Below are 21,086 nucleotides of genomic sequence, written 5' to 3'. Positions count from 1 at the left end.
TCAATATATTATGAGTTATTATAATCTTGAAGATTTAGAATTGTACCAGTTAGCCGAAACCTTTAGCAACGAAATTTGGTTTTTAGTAAGCGAGTGGGATTATTTAGCATAAGATACAGTTGGAAAGCAAATAGTAAGATCAGCTGATTCTATCGGCGCTAATATAGCCGAGGGGTACGGCAGATATCATTATAAAGAGAACCGAAACTTCTGTTATTTTAGCCGAGGATCTATTTTAGAAACGAAAGGTTGGCTGAAAAAAGCAAGAACGAGAAACCTTATTAGCGAAGATCAATTCAACACACTTATTGAAAATCTTCAACCCATTCACATTAAGTTGAATAGTTATTTAAAGTTTATTGGTAAGTCATCCGGTCTCAAAGCAGACCAATGAACTAATGAGCAAATGAACCAGTGAACCAGAGTATGGAGAAATTCGATTACAGGGAAGCTTTAAAAAATATACCGCACAAACCGGGTGTATACCAGTATTGGGACAGCGAGAAAGAGCTGATATATATTGGTAAGGCTAAAGACCTGCGTAACCGTGTAGGCTCGTACTTTAATAAGGATACCCAGATAAATGCCAAAACAAGGGTGCTGGTATCCAAGATCCGCAATATCACATTTACCATTGTTGATACCGAGGTGGATGCCTGGCTGCTGGAAAACAGCCTTATCAAAAAGCATCAGCCGCGTTACAATGTAATGCTGAAAGATGATAAGACCTACCCATGGATCATTATCAAGAACGAGAACTATCCCCGCATTTTCTGGACACGCCGCATCATTAAAGACGGTTCAAAATACCTTGGCCCTTATGCTTCAGTAAGTATGATGCATACTATTTTAGGACTGATAAAAGAAACTTATCCCCTGCGTACCTGTAACCTCAACTTAAGCCGCGAGAATATAGAAAAAGGCAAATTTAAGGTTTGCCTGGAATACCAGCTGGGCAATTGTAAAGGCCCTTGCCAGGACTACCAGTCAGAAGCCGACTACGACCATAACATTGGCGAGATAACAGATGTTTTGAACGGCAAGATCGGTAACGTTGTACGCAGCCTGAAAAGCGACCTTGACAAAGCTGTAAGCGAGCTTAACTTTGAGCTGGCCCACCGGCTGAAAAGGAAGCAGGATCTGCTGGAGAACTACCAAAGTAAATCCACGGTTGTAAATTCATCTATTACCGATGTGGATGTTTTCAGCATCGCATCCGAAGAGAAATATGCTTTTGTAAACTTCCTGAAGGTGATGAACGGCACCATCACCCAAACACAAACTATCGAGCTTAAGAAACGGCTTGACGAGACCGATGAGGAACTTTTAACCATTGCCATAACCGAGTTCAGGACCAGGTACAACAGCACTTCTAAAGAAATCATTGTGCCTTTTAAGATAGATGTAGACGACATTAAACTAAAATTCACGGTGCCTAAGCTTGGCGAGAAACGTAAGCTGCTTGATCTGTCGCAAAAGAACGTGATGTTCTTTAAAAAGGAAAAGATAGATCAGTATGAAAAACTAAACCCCGAGGTACGTACCGAGCGCCTGTTAAGCCTGATGATGAAAGACCTGCGTATGAATACCCTGCCGCGCCACATTGAGTGTTTTGATAACTCCAATTTCCAGGGCAAATACCCGGTATCGGCAATTGTGGTGTTTAAGGACGCCAAACCGTCAAAAAAAGACTACCGCCACTTTAACGTAAAAACCGTTGAAGGGCCTAATGACTTTGCCACCATGGAAGAGGCCGTACACCGCCGTTATCGCCGTATGCTTGACGAGGGAACCGAACTACCACAGCTCATCATTATTGATGGTGGTAAAGGCCAGCTTTCATCTGCTATGAAAAGTTTAAAGCTTTTGGGTATTGATAAGCAAGTTACCGTTATTGGCATTGCTAAAAGGCTGGAAGAGCTTTACTACCCCGGCGACCAGTACCCGCTTTACCTTGATAAACGCTCGGAAACACTCAAAGTGATCCAGCAGCTGCGCGATGAGGCACACCGTTTTGGCATCACCTTCCACCGTAAAAAACGTGATAAGGGCACCCTGGCTACCGAACTTGAACTGATTGAAGGAATAGGCAAAACCACTGCCGAAAAACTGTTGAAATACTTTAAATCGGTTAAAAAGATCCGCGAAGCAACCGAAACCGAATTACAGGAAGTAGTGAACCTGAAACAAGCCCGAGCCATTACCCAATACTTTAACCCGGCTACGAGTGATATAGCCGGCCCTGTTGGCAGTAATGAATAAGCACCTTATTCCTCAACCGCGTCATTGCGAGCGATAGCATGGCAATGACGCGGGTGTACAGGACTATAAAAAAAGCCCGTATGCAAATGCAAACGGGCTTTGATAATTTTAAACGGATTATTATTCGCCGTATTTCCAAAGGTTAAATTCGTAATCCATCAAGGTTTTCTTTATCCTGTCGGCTTCGTACAGTTTATCAATACCCTGCGCGTAATCGCGGATGCGCTCGTCTTTATCGTTTGATTGTTTTACAATATAACTGGTGAATAGACGCTTCACAAAGCAATCGTCAAAACTCAAACCGGTTGCATCGTTATTACGGCTTACTGCCTCATGCACAGCCAGTACCTGCCTTGCTTCCTGAAAATTGATCCAGAATGCGGGTTGATAATCAAGATCTAAACCACCTGCTTTAGGTTTATAAAGTGGAGCAATACCCACAATACGTGGTTCAAAAATAGAGCGCTGTTTATCAAATACCCAATCTTCTTTAATGCGGAACTTAATAACACTATCCGGGTTAAACTCACCAGCTTGTACCGATGAACCTATTTTGTTACCATCCTTATCAAATTTATCAACTACCGAGCTATCAGCCATACGGGCACGGGCTTGCCCTGCCGCCAAAGGCTGGGTAAATTTATCACCTCCCGGGTCATCTTTAGTAGATGCCGGATCGTAAGCCGTTAATTCACCGGCATCAATTGCAGCCATCAGTACATCAATTAACCTGCCTTTTGGTGATGCCAGGTATTGGTTCATCTTTTCGCGCAGGTCAATTTCACGCCAAATACGTTTAGCAAACATTACGTCGGCTTCGCGCAGGTTAGCATAAGGGGTTACCTTAGCACTAAGTATATTGTTCTTTTTATAATAACCATCCAATGGTCGGTCAAAAGCTTTTTTCTTTGTTGTATCAACACCCTGTAGGCCCGCATTAGCAGCACTGTTAGCGCCGGCAACCTGCTTATTAGGGTTAACCCTTAACGTAACCGGGTTTTGGTTAGTTGTGGTTGGCTTAGCTTTTGTTGATCTTTTCCTTTGCGCAAAAGAAGCACTGCAAGCCAGGCAAAGTACAATAATCAAAAATCTTGTTTTCATAACTTTATTAATTAGCCGATATGATGATCGGGTCAAGTCCGCGTTGTGTACCATCCGGGCCAACAGCGATAATATCCTGGAATACAACTGTGGTTCCCGGCGTTACACCGTTCATCGCCGCACGCATAGCTCCTGACAGTTCACCACCGGTTGTAGTAAAAGTAGCTGCATCCTGGCGCGGCTTAATTATGATTAAATTAAACCTGGTAACGTTAAATTTGGCATCAAATTCAAAATTATCCAGTTTGGCAAAAAGTCTGTCCTGTGCACGGATATTTGCCGCGCTGGTTTTACCACCACTTTTACCAGCAAACATCGCTTTAGGATCAGGGATACGTTTTACACGGAATTCTGATGTTCCTAACACCATGCCTTTATCTCCTAATACCGTAACTTTAGCAGTACCCGGGCTACTTACAGTAGCCGTATAATGGCCGTTTGAACCACTTACCGAACCACCGCTCATGCTTACCTTAATGGCTTCTTTAGGAACCCCCGGCGCAGAAACCGAAATAGGGTTTGGTATGCCTATATAAAGTACGTTCATCTTATCCGGAGATACTACTGCTGATGGTTTTGCTACCATGTAGCTGCCGGTTACAGTATAAGCCTTTGGCGGGCCATCAACCTGTTTAACCAATAGCTGGCCTGTCCAGGTACGTAAGCCTTCGCCGCTTGCAGTTGTGGTGTATGTACCAACGCCATTAGATGTTGGCACTGCCGAGCCACCTACCGTAATAGTAGGGTTTGAGTTTTGATCGTAAGCGGTCAAAAATATTTCGGCTTTATATTGCTGGCCCGATAAAACATAGCTTGTTGGTGCAACCGCTACCGCTTTGAACTGGTTAAGCGTTACCTGTGCCTGGTCTACCTTACCTAATATCCTTTTAACAACTTCATTTTCAGCGTTCTTATTATCAGCCTGTATTTTGGCCAATGTAGTTAAGGCAGCACCTAAAGGTATGCCTTCACCAAAATAGGCTTGTTGCCAGGTTTTTTTCGTATAACCGGGGCGTGATGGAAGATCATTAGCGTTAAGTGAAAAATTAACACCCTGTGCGTCCTTACCTAAAAGGTTTAACAGTTTGGTTTTGGTCGATTCTATTTTTTCTTTTAAAATGTCGGCTTTTTTATCATTTATCATCACCTCTGACGATATATCAAGGCTTTCCCTTGCATTCACATCATCCAGCTCGGGGTTTATGCCGCCGCCTTTTTTTATCAGCTCTGCTTTTATCTCTTCAATGTATGAGTTTAACTCATTAGCTATCTTACTTGCATCTTTAGCTTTCGCCAACAACATCGCGGCCTTTTCAGGCTGTTCTTTTAACTTGGTAGCTTCAAACGCACTGTAAGTAGTTGTCAGGCTGGTTGTAACATTGGTTCTTGATGCATCTAAACTTCTTGTAATATTCTTGAACGAGTCCAATAAACTGTCCGGAACGTTTAGCGCAATAAGCCCTAAAAGCACCAGGTACAATATACCGATCATCCGCTGTCTTGGGGTTTCTTTACCTCCGGCCATGCTGTATATTTATTCTGTTGATGGTTTGATTAAATATGATTAGTTAACCCGGGGTTGGTTCATTGCTGTTAGCATATTACCATATATCGCATTTAACGATGCAAGGTTTTTAGCTAAACGGCCAACTTCTTCTTTAAACTGTTTTGAGTCATCTAATGATTCGTTAAAGTTATTCATCGTTAATGACAGGTTTTTGTAGAAGCTGTTCATAGCTTTTAAATGCGCGCTTGAATCCTGAAGCTCCAGCTCGTACACCGCGTTTAATGAAGACAGGTTTTTAGCCAGGTTAGTTACCTGATCATGATATGCCTTTGAATCTACATTGGTGTTAGCCATTTCATTCAAATTAGCTGATGCCTTTTCAAAAGAAACACTCAGATTATCGTAGCTTGCTGTAGCTTGTTTTACCTTATTGGTAAAAGCTAAAGTAGCATCACCTGCATCGGTAACCCTTGATATGCTGTTAACCTTATCGCCAAAAGTGCGTAAACCTTCGCCCAGGCTGCTAATCAGCTCAGGGCCAATTTTAGCATCTTCCAGCATTTTATCCAGTGCAGCTGTGTTAGAAAAATTGCCTTGTGCTACTGCGGGCCTTGCTGATGCCTTTGGCAATTCGCCTGAAAATTCTTCGCTGAGTTCGGGATATACACGTACCCAGTCAATTTCTTTCTCTTCCCTTTGAAAACCAAGTATGAAAAACAGGGCAGCTTCTGCTAATAACCCTATTGAGATAAACGTACCGCCATAAGGCCAGTGTTGTATTTTAAACAGCAAACCTATAATAACGATTGTAGCTCCCCATGATACTATATTACCTATTCCGTAAGGTTTCTTTTTCCCAGCCATAAACTTTAGTAAGTGTGATTATTGTATAATTAGTTTTTTGTTTTATTTAGCGTTTGTCTTTGATGTCACGGCCCAGGTATTCTGATACGCAACGGAAGCCGATGTAAGATTTTGCCGTATCCTGGTATTCAAAGGTACGGGTAGAGTTTTGAAGGAAGTAACCGATATCTTTCCATGAACCGCCACGTACAACTTTGCGTTTCATTACTTCAGGGTCGCTTGCTTTAGCTTCGTAATTAAATGTTGGTGCAAGGTCATGCACAAACGTAGAGGCCGATTCGTCATAGGCTGATGATGTCCACTCGGCTACGTTACCAGCCATGTTGTACAAACCATAATCGTTAGGGAAATATGAGCGTACATTAACGGTATATGCACCGCCATCATCTGTATAGTTACCACGCCCAGGCTTAAAGTTGGCCATTAAACAACCTTTTGCATTTTTAATGTATGGGCCGCCCCAGGGGTAATCGGTACCCACCCTGCCACCGCGGGCAGCATATTCAAACTCGGCATCATTTGGTAACGCATATGGCGAGTTGTGTGGTAATTTGCGTTTATCTTTATAACCATCGCTTAAGCGGGTGCGCCATGCGGCAAAAGCCCTTGCCTGGCGCCAGGTAACCCCCACAACAGGGTAGTTACGGTATGCCGGATGCGAAAAATAACCTTCAACCATAGGCTCGTTGGCCGCGTACGAAAAATCATTAAGCCATACAAGTGTATCCGGGTAAACGGCTACTGTATCGCGTAAAATAAAGTCTGAACGTTTTTTTGTTTTATCGTTACGATAGTTTGATGCATCGCGCAGGGTGAACAACGCGTAGTTGTATTTTAACATGCGTACATCAATTTCGTTACGGTCAAATACCCTGTCATCGCCCTGGTAGTACATCCCCTGCAGCTTTTGCTGATTGGCAGATGCGTTTTTACCACGGGTACTAAAAACACCATTCTTTGCAACATAATCCCAGTTGATGTATTTTCGGCCGTTTGGATCGGCAGCTGTACCTTTTTTGGGTTGCAGGTAATATTTTGGATCGTTTAAGTAATTACTGATGGCTATTGAATCGCGTACCCAAAATACAAACTGCTTGTACTTGCTGTTTGATATCTCCGTTTCATCCATAAAGAAAGGGGGAACAGTTACCTGCCTTACCTGTGATGTTTGTGCAAAGGTTACATCCTGGTCTGTTTGGCCCATTAAAAACGTACCGCCTTTAATATAAACCATGTTTAACGGCGTAGTAGCCCTGAACGAACGCTGCCTTACTCCCGTAACCTCGCCGCCTGCCCCGCCGCCACCGCCTATACCACAACCGGTTAAGATAGTACCGGCCAAAACTATTATTGTAAAGTATATTTGTTTCATTTTGTATCCAAAATCAGTAATATGCTATCAATTTATACAACAGAACGCACCTCCGAATATATCACTTTTACTTTAAACCAAACCGAAAAAATGTTTTTTAAATCCAATAAACGACTTTATCAGTTAAAATAACGCTTTTCTCTACTGGTATAAAAATCAGCCGGATGGTAAAAATATTTCGTTATTACATAAATACTTTCACCGTTATACGTGAAATAATAAGGAATGTTGCGGCAAGGCAACAGTTATATTGATTTATTTATTAGCCTGTTTAACATACTGATCGATAGCCATCGTCATAGAAGGGGCGGCTGGCGTAGGGGCCGGAATATCTAAAATTAAACCGGCATCCAGTACCGCTTTGTGGGTAGTTGCCCCAAAAGCCGCGATACGTGTGTTATTCTGCTTAAAATCAGGAAAGTTCTTGTATAATGACTGGATACTTGAAGGGCTAAAGAAGGCGATAACATCATAAAAAACCTCGGCCAGATCGCTCAGATCGCTGCAAACCGTACGGAACAATACCGCAGGGGTAAAATCATAGCCGTTATCAAGCAAAAACTTTTGGGTTTCTTCGGCAGCTACATCAGAGCAAGGGTAAAGGAATTTTTCAGCAGAATGCTTTTTCAATACCTCGGCCAGGTCGGCAGCGGTTTGTTTGCCAAAAAATATCTTGCGCTTGCGGTATTGGATATATTTTTGAAGATAAAGGGCAATAGTTTCTGAAAGGCAGAAGTATTTCATTTCTACAGGCACTTCAAAACGCATTTCTTCGCAAATACGGAAAAAATGATCGGCAGAGTTACGGCTGGTGAAAATCACTGCGGTAAAATCAGCCAGGTTAATTTTTTCCTTACGAAAATCCTTGGCAGGCACCCCTTCAACATGAATAAAAGACCTAAAGTCAATTTTCAAATTAAGCTTTTTGGCCAATTCGGCGTAGGGGTTTTTGTCATTTTCAGGTTTGGGCAGTGTAACTAAAATGCTCTTAACCTTTTTCTTTCTATCTTCCAATGCCATACGTTCGTTCTACCTAAATCCAATATTAAGCGCCTTAATTAGTATTAATATTGGGCAAATTTCGAGGGCACAAAGATAGATAAATAAATAAAATTTATGAAATCGAAAATTAGAAATGATACTTACACTACTTCTGAGGTACTGCCATATAAAAATCACCACCACAAGCAGCAGGGTAACAGCTAGCAAAAAGGGAATAAATTTATCGGCTATTAAGCTGAAGCACAGCGCCACGGGCAAAAAAACAAAGGTAATATTAAAATAAGTAAGTGATAGCGCCGATATATATTCGCTTACTAATTTATTAATATCAAACACAAACCCTAAAAACTTTAATACCAGAAACTTACTGGCAAACAGGGCAATTATTACAAATGAAAGAGTTATAAAAAGCTGTAACCCGCCAATGGTGTAATAAACTTTATAGTAACCGGTGGTAAGCAGGTATAAAAAAAGACCGCAGGTAAAGCCAAATAAAAGGAACAGACCGATGAATGTCCACACGTTAATAGGGCTATCCTCTTTGCCTGCCTGGCTAATGGTTCTGCGGTTATAAAATGATTGGAAAACGTTACTCATATCCTTGCTTGACCAGATATTGAGCACAGCTGTAAACAATAGCAATATGATAACTATAGCAATAACCCACACATCCCTTGATGGGCGGCTGCGACCGTATCCCTGCTTTATTTTTGACTTTGCCGAAAGACTAAGATAATGATCGCCTTTGTAAGCATTTGCATTTAAAATACTGTCTACAAATGCATTACGGCGATCAGCATCGGGTGCCAAAACAAAAACTTTTGCTAACGAATCTGATACGAATCTTTCCCTTGCTGCCGTGGCACGTGCCACCGAATCAAGAAAAGGTAACGGCCCCCTGAAGCGTGGTTTGGGCCGAATGCTATCGGTTACCTGCGCCGTGGTATCTGCCTGCGCATGGGCTGCCGTACAACCCATGAGCACCATAAATAAAAAGCAAAGTATCCAGCGCATGTATAAAACCCGTATAAGGCGCAAATTTACCTTATTTATACCGGCTTATGCAAACTTATGATATTACTTTAAAGCTTTCACTTATACCTAACCGTTAAATTGCTTTAGGTGATGGTCGGTATGTTTATAAACCAAATAACCAATTTGCTCTTTGTTAATTTTCCCGAAAAAAGGATGCGTGATTTCCAGGTTAGAATAATGGCCGTATTGCTTAATCAAATCTATCCAGTCCTTTTTGGCGGTGGAAATATCGCCGGTAGTTTCATTTATAATAAAGCTTGGAACCGTTGGCATATTCTTTTTTAAAGGCGATTCATCCTTAATTAAACTCCTTAAAGCCATTTTACCGAATATATAGCCAAGAAATACTCTTTTAAATGGCATTTTGCCAAGCATCATATTCTCATAAACAGCGCAATGTTTTATCATTTGATATGCATTCATTTTACCCCATTCGGGGCTCTTATCCTCATTAAGCATATTAATGCGGTTAATTAACTCGTCCCTTGTTATTTTGTCGAATATGGTTTTCATCATTTTATTAGTAAGTTAAGCAAACTTATAGCTTCGCACAAAATAAACAGGGTGGTTAGTGTGCCAATTTATGGGGGCAAATGCGACAAAAGTTACATCTTACAGATAGATCATCTTTATTTATAAATCTCTAAAATTGCCATACCTTTGCACTTCATGGCCGGTATTAAATTTTGCTTTGATTTACAAATAGTTACAATCTAAAGTAACAAATAAGTAACAAAGGATTTTACGACAGTTATCAAAATAACGACCAGATTATATCGGATGCAGAGGTCATCGGTTCGACTCTGTGCCCCGTCCTGATTAACTATACAGGATGATCACCCGGGGTCAAAAGCTCAATTTTCTCATTGGCCTTTATTGCAATTTGACCGGTTTTTTTATTAAAAATTATTGAGGGGAAGGAATCTGTATTATCTATAATAGACGAATTCTGTTTACCGCTATTAATTTCCTCGTTTTGTTCTATAATTTCTCCGGTATTGAGATTAATTATTTTCGGAAAATCAAACAAATCCCATGCACAATTAGAGTTGATAGCAAATAAATTGCCGAAGTTTTCTTTTATCGCAACTGGTTTTGAAAGTTTATCTGTTCTTAAATTCCATAAACAAATATGCTTGGGTGGTAAATCACCAACCTCCTCTTCGTCCAAAACCACATCCGATGAACCAATAACGACTATATTTTCGTCGACGAAACTTGCCGTGCAAACCTCTACGTTTACGTTAGGATAAAGCCGGGGTTCGTCTAACAGCTGAGGATTTACGAGACACTTCTTTATATCAAAAACCATAATCATATCTAAGGGATGCCACACCCATCCTTTACTCATCAACCATCTTCCATCGGGGCTAATTTCCAATCTCGAATGAAATCTATCTATTGGCTTTCTATTGTCTATATTGGTAATTATCTCTCCTGTTTCGACGTCTTCGAAGTCCAACTGATTATAGGCAATTGGGCAATGAATTAAATAGGTTCTATTTTCTACCGTTATAAAAGCTGCAGGAAATTCAAAGGCATTGGAGCAATAATATGGGCGATTGATTTCTCTTAAGAGCTCTCCATTTTTGATTATAAGGCCTTTTGTGCCTAATTTTTTGTAAATAAAAATATATTTTCCGTCCGATGAATTAATGACACTGTCACCCCATCCCCAATGGACTCCAAATTGTTTTTCTTTACCGTCCAGAGAATATTTTCTTCCAGAAGACCAATCGACTATCAGGTCCCCTTCCCAACATATTGTTTGTATAAAGTTTGCTGTAATGATTTGCCTTTTCACTTAATAAAGTTTTAGTTAAGCAATGTACATAATCTTAAAAAATTTGGAAACACATAATTTGCAGTATAATCTATGATCCTTCCTTTGTTCGGACAGGTATTTTAACAAGAAATAACTCTCCTTCCATTTAAACAATCCTTATCTTACTTTTGCAGTTCAAGAATCCCCAATGGCCGGTATTTATATTCACATCCCTTTTTGCAAGCAAGCCTGCCATTACTGCGACTTCCATTTCAGTACATCTGCTAAGTATAAAGACGAGATGGTGCAGGCGCTTATACAGGAAATAACCCTGCAAAAAAATTACCTGAACGGCGAAACCATCCAAACTATATACTTTGGCGGTGGCACACCATCGGTACTGTCTGCTGATGAGATCATCCGCATCATCAATACCATTACCGGGATCCATACCGTTACGTCAGATGCCGAGATAACGCTGGAAGCCAACCCCGACGACCTTGACCGCCAAAAGATAAATGCTTTCAGGCATACACCGGTAAACCGCTTCAGTATAGGTATCCAATCGTTTTTTGATGATGATTTGCAATGGATGAACCGCGTACACCGCGCCAACGAGGCCGAAGCATCTGTTAAACGCGCGCAGGATGCAGGGTTCGAAAACATAACCGTCGACCTGATATATGGCTACCCCCTGCTTACAGATATAAAATGGAAACATAACCTCAATAAAGTTTTTGAGCTGGGCATACCCCATGTATCGGCCTACAGCATGACAGTTGAGCCGCAAACCGCGCTGGCTGCCTTCATCAGCAAAAAAAAACAGCCCCCCATGAACGAAGGCCAAAGCGCCAATCAGTTTAATATAATGCTGGATGCTATGCAAAGCAACGGTTTTGAACAATACGAGATCTCGAACTTTTGCAAGCCCGGCCAGTATTCGCGCCATAACTCTAATTATTGGCGTGGCATACAATACCTGGGCATAGGCCCATCTGCGCATTCCTTTAACGGCGATACACGCCAGTGGAACATAGCCAATAATGCCAGGTACATTAAAAGCTTAACAGAAAACACTATCCCTGCCGAAATTGAGGTACTTACCGAAACCAACCGGCTGAACGAATACATCATGACCTCGCTCCGTACCATCTGGGGGCTTGATCTGGATAAGCTTAACAACATCGCCCCGGGCGCATCAACCGAAATTTTAAAAACCGCCAGGCAATATTTTGAAGATGGCAGCATCGCCCAAAACAACAACATCATTACCCTTACGGCACGCGGAAAGCTCTATGCCGACAATGTTGCCGCAGGGTTATTCTTTTAAACATTTATTTCTCTTCACACTTTCCACACAATGTAGAGAAGCACCGGACGTAGCAATGCCGGGATAAGTAAATGCCATGCAACCATGTTATAGCTTTTTGTTGTTGGAATTATGCCCGCCTTTAAAAACCGCGATTAAAATTACGGCGTATCTTCTTTCAAATAACACACCTTAAAAAACATGAAAAAATTAATTATCGCGGCGTTTGCATTAGCAGCTATTGCAATTGCCCCTAACGCAAATGCACAAACAAAAATGGTAGGCGGCGCAGCCATGTACCCAACAAAAAACATTGTTGAAAATGCCGTAAACTCAAAAGACCATACCACACTGGTTGCAGCTGTTAAACAAGCTGGCCTGGTAGAAACTTTAGAGTCGGCCGGCCCGTTCACTGTGTTTGCACCCACCAATGCGGCCTTTGATAAACTGCCAAAAGGGACTGTTGAAACCTTATTAAAACCAGAGAACAAAGCAACCCTTACCAAAATTTTAACTTACCACGTAGTTAGCGGTAAATGGAGCGCTGCACAATTAATGGCCAAAATTAAAGCCGGTAACGGTACCGCCGAACTAAAAACTGTTAGCGGTGGCGTTTTAAAAGCCATGGTAAAAGGTGGTAAAATTTATTTGGTTGACGAAAAAGGCGGCAAAAGCTGGGTAACCATAGCCGATGTTAACCAAAGCAACGGTGTTATACATGTGGTAAATGCAGTGTTAATGCCTAACTAAATCATCCTACCTAATTAATTAAAAACAAAAGCCCGGTTGCAAAAGCGCCGGGCTTACTTTTTTGTCAAAAAAATATCAAAATTGGTGTTTTAAATATTGCTTTTGTAGCAATAATTTATTTTTGTAGTTATTTTCAAGGAGATACCGTAACATGAGCTTGTCCCTTACCCCGATAGACACAGTTGGTCATATCACTAAAGAGGATTTTATCAACAATTACTTAAAGCCACGCAAACCGCTTATTATACGCAAGGCTACACAAAGCTGGCCCGCCCTGCAAAAGTGGACCTTTGATTACCTGAAGGAAGCCGTGGGTGATAAAACTGTGCCTTTGTACAACAGCTCGAAAGCCGACCCCGCCAAGCCAATTAACGCATCAGCAGCCGAAATGAAGTTTGGTGACTATATTGACCTGATACAAACCCAGCCAACTGACCTGCGTATATTCCTGTTTGACCCTATAAAGCATGCACCAAAATTGCTGGATGATTACCGATCGCCGACCGATCTGATGGGCGGTTTTTTGGATAAATACCCCAACATGTTTTTTGGCGGTAAAGGCTCGGTTACTTTTTTGCATTATGATATAGACCTGGCGCATATTTTTCATACCCACTTTAACGGCCGCAAACACGTAATACTTTTTGAGAATAAATGGAGCGAGCGCCTGTACAAGATCCCCTTTGCAACCTACGCCCTGGAGGATTATGATATTGAAAACCCCGACTTTAAAAAATTCCCGGCTTTAGACGGAATTGAAGGGCAGGAAGCTATTTTAGAGCATGGCGACACCCTGTTTATGCCAACAGGTTACTGGCATTGGATGAAGTACCTGGATGGATCTTTCTCTATATCGTTGCGTGCCTGGGACAGTTCATGGGGGATTAAGGCAAAAAGCTTGTATAACCTTACCATACAGCGCAAATTTGATGACATAATGAAAAAGAATTTTAAAACCAGTTACATGAACTGGAAAGAAAAACTTGCCGTAAAACGTGCCGGTAAGGCACTTGCGGCAGGCAAGCCATAGCACCAAATTTTGCACTGGATATTGCCGCCCCTACAACATTTTGCCTGTAAATAGGCGCTACCCCGAGCCTATTTACAAAACAGATAACAAATTGTTAATATCTACTTCTGCTTTTTATTTTGTTATTTTGATAACTTTCGGATAATAGTAGCGTCCAAACAATACTATTTTTATAAATCCGATAATATCCAAACATGAGCTTTATACTACACCCCATAGATACAGTTGAGAATATAAGTCCGGAGGATTTCAAGAAAAACTACCTTGATCCGCGCCGCCCCCTGGTTATTAAAGGCATGACCAAAAGCTGGCCCGCCCGCGATAAATGGACGCCCGAATACCTGAAAGAAGTGGTTGGCAAAAAGGTAGTGCCTTTGTACGATAACTCAAAAGCCGATCCGTCAAAACCTATCAACTCATCAGCAGCAGAAATGCCTTTTGATGAATACATCGACCTGATAAAATCACAGCCTACCGAGCTGCGTATATTTTTCTTTAACATATTTAAGCAAGCGCCGCAACTGCTGGATGACATCGTATTCCCGAAAGATTTGATGGGCGGTTTCCTGGAGAGCATGCCTTCTATGTTTTTTGGTGGATCGAACTCGGTTACCTTTTTACATTACGATATCGACCTTCCGCATATATTCCACACACACTTTGGCGGCCGTAAGCATGTAATATTATTCGAGAATAAATGGAAACGCCGTTTATACTGTATCCCTAACGCTACTTACGCTTTAGAAGATTATGATGTGTTAAACCCCGACACCAAAAAATTTCCGGCCCTTGATGGCGTGGAAGGCACCGAAGTGTTTTTAGAGCATGGCGATACCTTATTTATGCCTACCGGCTACTGGCATTGGATGAAATATATAGATGGCTCGTACTCTTTAAGCTTACGCGCCTGGGATGCTTCTATCACCCGTAAAGCTGCCAGCGTATATAATTTGGCTGTAAAAGGAGGTATAGACAGTTTGCTTAAAATGGCTTTTAAAGAAAAATATGCCCGGTATCGCGAAGATCTTGCAATTAAATGGGCAAACAGGGAACTGGCAGCGGGCAAACCGTATTAGTACGATAAGAACACACGTACGCAGAACGGCCTTAATTGGTTTGTTCTGCTTTTTTATTAATACGCTTTACCTGTTCATCAAGTTCATGCGCAGAAGTTAACAAGTGGTTCAGCAACTCGCCTTTTTCGGGGTCACTGTCGCGTGCATCTTTTATTAATTCAACCAGCGCCATAATTCGGGTTAGCGGTGAGCGGATCATATGTGATTGCATCCAGGCAATCTCCAATAATTTTCGGTTTTGTTGCTCAATAGCCTGCATCTGGATAACTGTTTCGGTAATATCCAAACAGGCGCCGATCATTTCTACAGGAGCACCCTGCGCATCCGTTTTCAACTTAGCCCATGAGCGCAAGTAGCGTATATCTCCGTTTGGCCGAATAATCTTTTCCTCAAACTCGGCGCCTTCCCCACTTTGCAAAACGTTTTCAATGATGTGGCGTACACGGGCCCGGTCTTCGGGGTGCAGCAGTGCCTGGTAACCTGCAAACGTCGCCTTAAAATCTTGCGGGTTAAGGCCATAGATGATATACAGCGTGGGCGACCAGCTAACAATATCCTGTTGCACATCCCAGCGCCAGTTGCCAAAGTGTGCCAGCTCCTGGCTCTGTAGCATCAGCAAATTGGTTTCGCTGATGATCTCTGTCTTCCCGCGGTTCTCCATAATTATCCGCAACAGGGCTGTGGCCTTTTCCATCACCTGCAGTTCTTCGCCTGTGGGGGTTTTGGTTTCCTGGTAATACATGGCCAGCGTAGCCATCACTTCACCATCAGCATCTATCACCGGGTTTGACCAGCAGGCCCTCAATTGATGGCTTAGGGCCAAAGACCTGTACTTCGCCCACCTATCATCAGTTGCTATATCACTTACAATAACCTGTTGCCCGCTTGCCGCTGCTGATCCGCATGAACCCTCATCCTCGCCTACAGGCACGCCTGTAATCCCGTTCATATACTCAACAGGCAGCGAAGGTGATACTCCGTTTACCATACGCCCGTTTTCTATCCTGTGAATAGAGCATTGCATTTGCGGAAAAAGCGATTCCAGTCCCTGCAAATAGTTAAACAGCACGTTATTAAGAGGTACGGTAATATCTGAATTGAGCTTAAGTACGTCGCGTTCCAGGCGTTCAATCGCCTTTAACTTTTCGGCAACAGTATTATCCAGCATAATACCCCCTAACAGGCATATACCATTATCACACCCGAGCAGCGAAACATTATCTTTTATCCAGATGACCTGGCCATCGGCCCGTATTATGCGGTACTCCAGCGTACGGCTTTTAACACCCCCATCTTTTAACTCCCGATAGTCATTTATCACATGCAGGTCTTCCGGATATACGCGTGTTTCCCAAAAACCCGGTTTGTTAAGCCAGTCTTCTGCTGAAAAACCTGTTATATGTTGTACACGGCCGCTAATAAAGGTAAACTTCTGCATCCCCGCATCTGCTTGCCATACTACTCCTTCCATAGATTGTAACAGGGTGTATAACTGCTCCGGGTTGTTTTTCATTTGCCGTATAGTTTAACAAAAATGTTACTAAATATAAGGATTTTTTATATAATTTAAAAACGATGAGTCAATCTGCCAAAATGAAAAACTAACATTTCAAATCGATATAAGGAAGCGATATTTAGTATAAGACGGCAAAATAATATCTATCTATAGTCTTCTATCAGCATCTCAAACCTCAGGAGGTGTGGTCGCAAACTATCTTCCACTCCCCGTTTATCTTTCTGAACCATAGCGTAAAGTAACCACCCGGTGCATCCTTTTCGCGGGCAAGGCTCCAGGCGCCCATTACAAAGGCGTCACGTTTGCCTAACAGCTCTACCTTATCTATCCTGAAGGTTAACTTACCCATAGCGGCTTTATCGGGGTAACCCTTTTTGTAGTTATCAAACGTTTGCTGCCACCCGTAGGTTGGCCCCCGCTTGCCAATGAACATCAACGAGTCTGATTTCCAGTAGCCTTGCATAAAACCATCTATATCGCCGTTGCTCCAGGCAGTTTGCTGGTTGCGCATAAGTTTTATAATAGCTTCCCTATCCTGTGAAAAGCATACACAAGATATAAGAAGCAACATGCAAGAGAGGATAAGCTTTTTCATAGCATAAATATATCAATCTAATCACAATTAAAGATATTTCACGCAAAGACGCAATACCTACTTTATTTCCTGGCGCCTTTGCACAAAATAAAACCCAACTCATTGTTAAACAATTGTTAACAAATCGTGTGGTCATTTATTATAAATTTAACATTGTTTACCATAAATCCTTTATAGCTTTACAGCCTTTAAGCGTTCCACTATATATGAAAAACAGGGTACTGTGTTTTGGAGAAGTTTTATGGGATGCCTTCGGCGATGAAAAAAAAGCCGGCGGCGCGCCAATGAATGTTGCAAGGCACCTGGTGCAGCAGCATGTAGATGTAGTTTTTGCCAGCCGTGTTGGTAACGACGCATCGGGTAATGAACTGGTTGATTTCCTGAAAAACAACGGCTTATACTCCTCCCTCATACAGCGCGATAACACCCTGCCTACCTGCGAGGTTACGGTTGAGCTTGACGACAAAAACCAGGCTACCTATATTATCCCCCAGCCTGTTTCATGGGATAAGATCCACCTTGACAAAAACCTGATAGAAGCAGCAAAACGCTCGTCTATCATTGTTTTTGGCAGCCTGGCCTGTCGTGAAAAAGAAACGCACGATACTTTGCTAAACCTGCTGGATGAGATAGACGCCATCAAAATATTTGATGTAAACCTGCGCCACCCACATTACACGCTGGCAACTATAGAAACACTTGCTGCCCGCGCCAGCGTTATTAAAATGAACGAGGAAGAAGCCGACCTGCTTATTGGCGGCGGTAGTAACGATCTTAAAAGCAAGATCACCGAGTTTCAGAAAAAGTATCATACTAAAACCATCTGCGTAACCCGTGGCGATCAGGGTGCTATCATCTGGCACGATTATGAGTTTTTTGAGCATCCGGGTTTCTGCGTTGATGTTGCCGATACCGTTGGTGCAGGCGATGCATTCCTGGCCACCTTTGTGGCAGGTATTATAGCTAATAACCCCATCCCTAAAATATTGCTTAACTCATGCGCTATTGGTGCTTATGTAACCAGCCAGCGTGGCGCCAACCCGGTTTACAACCGCGATGAAATTGGCCGTATCAAGAAAAGTTTGGTGTAAAGCCGGGCCCTATTGTCATGCTTAGTTAACAATTGCGTTTAAATAGCGTGGTTTAAAACTTTTGAACTGAATAATGCGTTACTTTATACTCAAGAAAGGGTAAAATATGCGTGGTTTTGGATTTTCACAGTTTAAACCAAACCAGATCCCTAAGGGCGGATTTGAAGAATTACTAAAGTTATTCCTGGAATTGTTGAACTATACCGCCGGTGATGCCGGGGAGGCATTGGCATGGCTTAACGAATTAGATAAGCAATACAACATTACCAATGACGATTACGGCATGGGCGATTTTATTGATGAGCTAAAGCAAAAAGGTTACCTGAACGAGGATAACCAAAGCGGCGAGTTCAATATTACAGCCAAGGCCGAACAAAGCATCCGCCAGGCGGCGTTAGAAGAAATTTTCGGGAAGTTAAAAAAATCGGGCAAGGGCAACCACCGTTCGCCGCAAAGCGGGCAGGGCGATGAAAAAAATGCCGAACGCCGCGAATTTGAGTTTGGCGACAGCCTTGACCAGATAGACATGACGCAATCCATCCAGAATGCGCAGGTTAACCATGGCATAGGCGGCGATTTTATGATGACCGAGCGCGACCTGGAAGTAGAGGAAATGGATTACAAAACCCTCACCAGCACGGTGCTGATGATCGATATATCGCACTCCATGATACTTTACGGCGAAGACAGGATAACCCCGGCCAAAAAAGTGGCTATGGCGTTGGCCGAGCTTATCCGCACCAAGTACCCTAAAGATACTTTGGACATTGTGGTTTTTGGTAACGATGCCTGGCCTATTACGCTACAGGATTTGCCTTACCTGCAGGTTGGCCCCTACCACACCAACACTTATGCAGGCCTTGAACTGGCTACCGATTTGCTGCGCCGCCGTAAAACGCACAACAAGCAAATTTTTATGATAACCGATGGTAAACCCACCTGCTTAAAGGAGGGCACCAAGTATTATAAAAACAGTATAGGGCTGGATAGGAAAGTGGTAAACAAAACGCTTAACATGGCCGCGCAGTGTAAAAGGCTAAAAATACCTATCACCACGTTTATGATAGCAAAAGATCCCTACCTGCAGCAGTTTGTACGCCAGTTTACCGAAACAAACGGCGGCAAGGCGTTCTACAGCTCGCTAAACAACCTGGGCGAATACATTTTTGAAGATTACGCCAAAAACAGAAGAAAAAACGTTAGATAGATTCAAGAAACAAGAGTCAAGAATCAAGACAAAAATCATTAATTAATCATCGGTAAATCACAAAAATCGGTGAAATCAAGAATAAGAAATGAGCAAATACCTATTAGATATAAAAACACTCGGCGAGCTTAAAAAGGCAGGTTACAAAAGCCGTTCGGTTAAGGATGAGCTGAGGGCTAACCTGATTACACAACTGCAAAAAAAAGAAGGGGGTTTTGAAGGTATCATCGGTTTTGAGGATACCGTTATCCCCGACCTGCAAACCGCTATCCTGTCGCGCCACAACATTTTACTGCTGGGCTTACGCGGCCAGGCAAAAACGCGTATTGCCCGCCTGCTGGTAAACCTGCTTGACGAGTACGTGCCATATATAGAAGGATCTGAATTGTTTGATGACCCTTTGGCACCTATCAGCTGGTATGGCCACAGCACGGTTGAAAGCAAGGGCGACGATACCCCTATCGGCTGGATCCATCGCAGCGAACGCTATACCGAAAAACTGGCTACACCCGATGTTACCGTAGCCGATTTAATTGGTGATGTTGACCCGATAAAGGCAGCCACCATGAAACTGACCTACTCTGACGAGCGGGTTATCCATTTTGGTTTGATACCACGTGCACACAGGGGCATTTTTGTAATAAACGAATTGCCCGATCTTCAGGCCCGCATCCAGGTATCATTGTTCAATATTTTACAGGAGCGCGACATCCAGATCCGTGGGTTTAAACTACGCCTGCCATTGGATATCCAGTTTGTGTTTACCGCCAACCCCGAGGATTATACCAACCGTGGTTCTATAGTTACGCCGTTGAAGGACCGTATAGAAAGCCAGATATTGACGCACTACCCGCGCACGGTAGAGATCTCACGCAAAATTACCCAGCAGGAAGCTCTTTTAAGTGCTGAACAACGGGCCAATATCGAAGCCGATGGTTTGGTAAAAGATATGGTAGAGCAAATTGCCTTTGAAGCGCGTAACTCCGAATACATCGATAAAAAATCGGGGGTTTCGGCACGTTTAACCATCTCGTCATACGAGAACCTGATTAGCAATGCCGAGCGCCGGATGATCATTAATGGCGAGGCTACTACCTTCGTCCGCATTTCCGACTTTTTAGGCGTTATCCCGGCCATCACCGGTAAAATAGAGCTGGTTTACGAAGGCGAACTGGAAGGCCCCGGCAAAGTGGCCAATATCCTTATCGGTAAAGCCATAAAAACATTACTGCTGCAATTTTTCCCCGACCCGGAAAAGGCCAAGAAAGCAAAAGCGCCAAACCCTTATGCCGATATCGTTAACTGGTTTAGTGATGGCAACACGCTATCGCTGGTAGATGACCTTTCGTTAGTAGATTATAAAAAATCGCTGAACGCCGTACCGGGATTAAAGGATGTGGTTAAAAAATTCCATCCGCGGTTAAGCGAGAACCAGCAATTACTGTTAATGGAGTTTATTTTGCACGGGTTAGCCGAGTTTTCGCAACTGAATAAAGGTTTTTTGGATAATGGTTTCGCTTTTTCGGATATGTTTAACAGCTTGTTTAATTTAGAGCCCGATGAAGACGACCTTGACATTGACGACCGTTACTAACGCAATTATT

19 protein-coding genes are annotated in these 21,086 nt (G+C 42.6%); 9 read left to right on the top strand and 10 right to left on the bottom strand.

Features of this window, described 5'->3' with window-relative positions; genetic code table 11:
• Positions 1 to 130 precede the first annotated feature (130 nt).
• Together IDJ75_RS21425 and uvrC are read left to right on the top strand one after the other, a co-directional pair.
• Positions 131 to 394: a four helix bundle protein gene (locus IDJ75_RS21425; protein WP_394368089.1), complete on the top strand. Its 264-nt coding sequence runs from the start codon at positions 131 to 133 to the stop codon at positions 392 to 394.
• 32 nt (positions 395 to 426) lie between these two features.
• On the top strand, positions 427 to 2,262 hold the full coding sequence (gene uvrC, locus IDJ75_RS00185; RefSeq protein WP_191173607.1) for an excinuclease ABC subunit UvrC: 1,836 nt from the start codon (positions 427 to 429) through the stop codon (positions 2,260 to 2,262).
• A gap of 120 nt (positions 2,263 to 2,382) precedes the next feature.
• Here uvrC and porN read toward each other — a convergent pair whose 3' ends face one another.
• The 8 genes from porN to IDJ75_RS00145 form a co-directional block, all read right to left on the bottom strand.
• Positions 2,383 to 3,363 (bottom strand): type IX secretion system ring subunit PorN/GldN, encoded by a 981-nt coding sequence (gene porN, locus IDJ75_RS00180; protein ID WP_191173606.1) that lies wholly within the window; start codon positions 3,361 to 3,363, stop codon positions 2,383 to 2,385.
• Positions 3,364 to 3,370: 7 nt separating this feature from the next.
• Positions 3,371 to 4,888, bottom strand: coding sequence for a type IX secretion system motor protein PorM/GldM (gene porM / locus IDJ75_RS00175; protein WP_191173605.1), 1,518 nt, complete (start codon positions 4,886 to 4,888; stop codon positions 3,371 to 3,373).
• A 39-nt stretch (positions 4,889 to 4,927) separates the two neighbouring features.
• Complete coding sequence (gene porL / locus IDJ75_RS00170) at positions 4,928 to 5,734, bottom strand: type IX secretion system motor protein PorL/GldL (protein WP_191173604.1); 807 nt, start codon at positions 5,732 to 5,734, stop codon at positions 4,928 to 4,930.
• A 46-nt stretch (positions 5,735 to 5,780) separates the two neighbouring features.
• Entirely contained in the window at positions 5,781 to 7,106 is a 1,326-nt protein-coding gene (gene porK, locus IDJ75_RS00165) for a T9SS ring complex lipoprotein PorK/GldK (protein WP_191173603.1), read from the bottom strand.
• Between the two features lie 255 nt (positions 7,107 to 7,361).
• Positions 7,362 to 8,126 (bottom strand): uroporphyrinogen-III synthase, encoded by a 765-nt coding sequence (locus tag IDJ75_RS00160; RefSeq protein WP_191173602.1) that lies wholly within the window; start codon positions 8,124 to 8,126, stop codon positions 7,362 to 7,364.
• 9 nt (positions 8,127 to 8,135) lie between these two features.
• A complete protein-coding gene (locus IDJ75_RS00155) occupies positions 8,136 to 9,122 on the bottom strand; it encodes a DUF4271 domain-containing protein (protein ID WP_191173601.1) in 987 nt (328 codons plus the stop codon).
• An 87-nt stretch (positions 9,123 to 9,209) separates the two neighbouring features.
• Complete coding sequence (locus tag IDJ75_RS00150; protein ID WP_224746439.1) at positions 9,210 to 9,659, bottom strand: DUF1569 domain-containing protein; 450 nt, start codon at positions 9,657 to 9,659, stop codon at positions 9,210 to 9,212.
• Positions 9,660 to 9,966: 307 nt separating this feature from the next.
• Entirely contained in the window at positions 9,967 to 10,947 is a 981-nt protein-coding gene (locus tag IDJ75_RS00145) for a hypothetical protein (protein ID WP_191173600.1), read from the bottom strand.
• Positions 10,948 to 11,116: 169 nt separating this feature from the next.
• On the opposite strand from IDJ75_RS00145, the gene hemW reads away from it, so the two are divergent.
• The 4 genes from hemW to IDJ75_RS00125 all read left to right on the top strand — a co-directional run bounded on the left by hemW (position 11,117) and on the right by IDJ75_RS00125 (position 15,073).
• The gene (gene hemW / locus IDJ75_RS00140) at positions 11,117 to 12,238 is read left to right on the top strand and encodes a radical SAM family heme chaperone HemW (protein ID WP_191173599.1); all 1,122 of its coding nucleotides are present in this window, start codon (positions 11,117 to 11,119) and stop codon (positions 12,236 to 12,238) included.
• Between the two features lie 180 nt (positions 12,239 to 12,418).
• The gene (locus IDJ75_RS00135; RefSeq protein WP_191173598.1) at positions 12,419 to 12,967 is read left to right on the top strand and encodes a fasciclin domain-containing protein; all 549 of its coding nucleotides are present in this window, start codon (positions 12,419 to 12,421) and stop codon (positions 12,965 to 12,967) included.
• Positions 12,968 to 13,118: 151 nt separating this feature from the next.
• Positions 13,119 to 13,997 (top strand): cupin-like domain-containing protein, encoded by an 879-nt coding sequence (locus IDJ75_RS00130; protein ID WP_191173597.1) that lies wholly within the window; start codon positions 13,119 to 13,121, stop codon positions 13,995 to 13,997.
• Positions 13,998 to 14,191: 194 nt separating this feature from the next.
• A complete protein-coding gene (locus tag IDJ75_RS00125) occupies positions 14,192 to 15,073 on the top strand; it encodes a cupin-like domain-containing protein (RefSeq protein ID WP_191173596.1) in 882 nt (293 codons plus the stop codon).
• Between the two features lie 31 nt (positions 15,074 to 15,104).
• Here IDJ75_RS00125 and IDJ75_RS00120 read toward each other — a convergent pair whose 3' ends face one another.
• Entirely contained in the window at positions 15,105 to 16,586 is a 1,482-nt protein-coding gene (locus tag IDJ75_RS00120; protein WP_191173595.1) for a PAS domain-containing protein, read from the bottom strand.
• 178 nt (positions 16,587 to 16,764) lie between these two features.
• Positions 16,765 to 17,100: a YybH family protein gene (locus IDJ75_RS00115; RefSeq protein ID WP_224746438.1), complete on the bottom strand. Its 336-nt coding sequence runs from the start codon at positions 17,098 to 17,100 to the stop codon at positions 16,765 to 16,767.
• Positions 17,101 to 17,390: 290 nt separating this feature from the next.
• On the opposite strand from IDJ75_RS00115, the gene IDJ75_RS00110 reads away from it, so the two are divergent.
• The 3 genes from IDJ75_RS00110 to IDJ75_RS00100 all read left to right on the top strand — a co-directional run bounded on the left by IDJ75_RS00110 (position 17,391) and on the right by IDJ75_RS00100 (position 21,076).
• Positions 17,391 to 18,275 (top strand): carbohydrate kinase family protein, encoded by an 885-nt coding sequence (locus IDJ75_RS00110; RefSeq protein ID WP_191173593.1) that lies wholly within the window; start codon positions 17,391 to 17,393, stop codon positions 18,273 to 18,275.
• Positions 18,276 to 18,381: 106 nt separating this feature from the next.
• The gene (locus IDJ75_RS00105; RefSeq protein WP_191173592.1) at positions 18,382 to 19,482 is read left to right on the top strand and encodes a vWA domain-containing protein; all 1,101 of its coding nucleotides are present in this window, start codon (positions 18,382 to 18,384) and stop codon (positions 19,480 to 19,482) included.
• 88 nt (positions 19,483 to 19,570) lie between these two features.
• The gene (locus tag IDJ75_RS00100; protein ID WP_191173591.1) at positions 19,571 to 21,076 is read left to right on the top strand and encodes a sigma 54-interacting transcriptional regulator; all 1,506 of its coding nucleotides are present in this window, start codon (positions 19,571 to 19,573) and stop codon (positions 21,074 to 21,076) included.
• Positions 21,077 to 21,086 lie beyond the last annotated feature (10 nt).

The sequence above is a fragment of the Mucilaginibacter rigui genome (assembly GCF_014773275.1).
Lineage (GTDB): Bacteria > Bacteroidota > Bacteroidia > Sphingobacteriales > Sphingobacteriaceae > Mucilaginibacter > Mucilaginibacter rigui_A.
Note: the sequence above shows the minus strand (reverse complement) of the source record. Positions and strands in the feature narration are given on the sequence as shown.

Coding starts and splice junctions, on each gene's coding strand:
- IDJ75_RS00105 (WP_191173592.1), top strand. CDS start 18,382: ATGCGTGGTTTTGGATTTTCACAGTTTAAACCAAACCAGATCCCTAAG.
- hemW (WP_191173599.1), top strand. CDS start 11,117: ATGGCCGGTATTTATATTCACATCCCTTTTTGCAAGCAAGCCTGCCAT.
- IDJ75_RS00115 (WP_224746438.1), bottom strand. CDS start 17,100: ATGCGCAACCAGCAAACTGCCTGGAGCAACGGCGATATAGATGGTTTT.
- porL (WP_191173604.1), bottom strand. CDS start 5,734: ATGGCTGGGAAAAAGAAACCTTACGGAATAGGTAATATAGTATCATGG.
- IDJ75_RS00155 (WP_191173601.1), bottom strand. CDS start 9,122: ATGCGCTGGATACTTTGCTTTTTATTTATGGTGCTCATGGGTTGTACG.
- IDJ75_RS00110 (WP_191173593.1), top strand. CDS start 17,391: ATGAAAAACAGGGTACTGTGTTTTGGAGAAGTTTTATGGGATGCCTTC.
- porM (WP_191173605.1), bottom strand. CDS start 4,888: ATGGCCGGAGGTAAAGAAACCCCAAGACAGCGGATGATCGGTATATTG.
- IDJ75_RS00150 (WP_224746439.1), bottom strand. CDS start 9,659: ATGATGAAAACCATATTCGACAAAATAACAAGGGACGAGTTAATTAAC.
- IDJ75_RS00125 (WP_191173596.1), top strand. CDS start 14,192: ATGAGCTTTATACTACACCCCATAGATACAGTTGAGAATATAAGTCCG.
- porN (WP_191173606.1), bottom strand. CDS start 3,363: ATGAAAACAAGATTTTTGATTATTGTACTTTGCCTGGCTTGCAGTGCT.
- IDJ75_RS00160 (WP_191173602.1), bottom strand. CDS start 8,126: ATGGCATTGGAAGATAGAAAGAAAAAGGTTAAGAGCATTTTAGTTACA.
- IDJ75_RS00130 (WP_191173597.1), top strand. CDS start 13,119: ATGAGCTTGTCCCTTACCCCGATAGACACAGTTGGTCATATCACTAAA.
- IDJ75_RS00120 (WP_191173595.1), bottom strand. CDS start 16,586: ATGAAAAACAACCCGGAGCAGTTATACACCCTGTTACAATCTATGGAA.
- IDJ75_RS00135 (WP_191173598.1), top strand. CDS start 12,419: ATGAAAAAATTAATTATCGCGGCGTTTGCATTAGCAGCTATTGCAATT.
- uvrC (WP_191173607.1), top strand. CDS start 427: ATGGAGAAATTCGATTACAGGGAAGCTTTAAAAAATATACCGCACAAA.
- IDJ75_RS00100 (WP_191173591.1), top strand. CDS start 19,571: ATGAGCAAATACCTATTAGATATAAAAACACTCGGCGAGCTTAAAAAG.
- porK (WP_191173603.1), bottom strand. CDS start 7,106: ATGAAACAAATATACTTTACAATAATAGTTTTGGCCGGTACTATCTTA.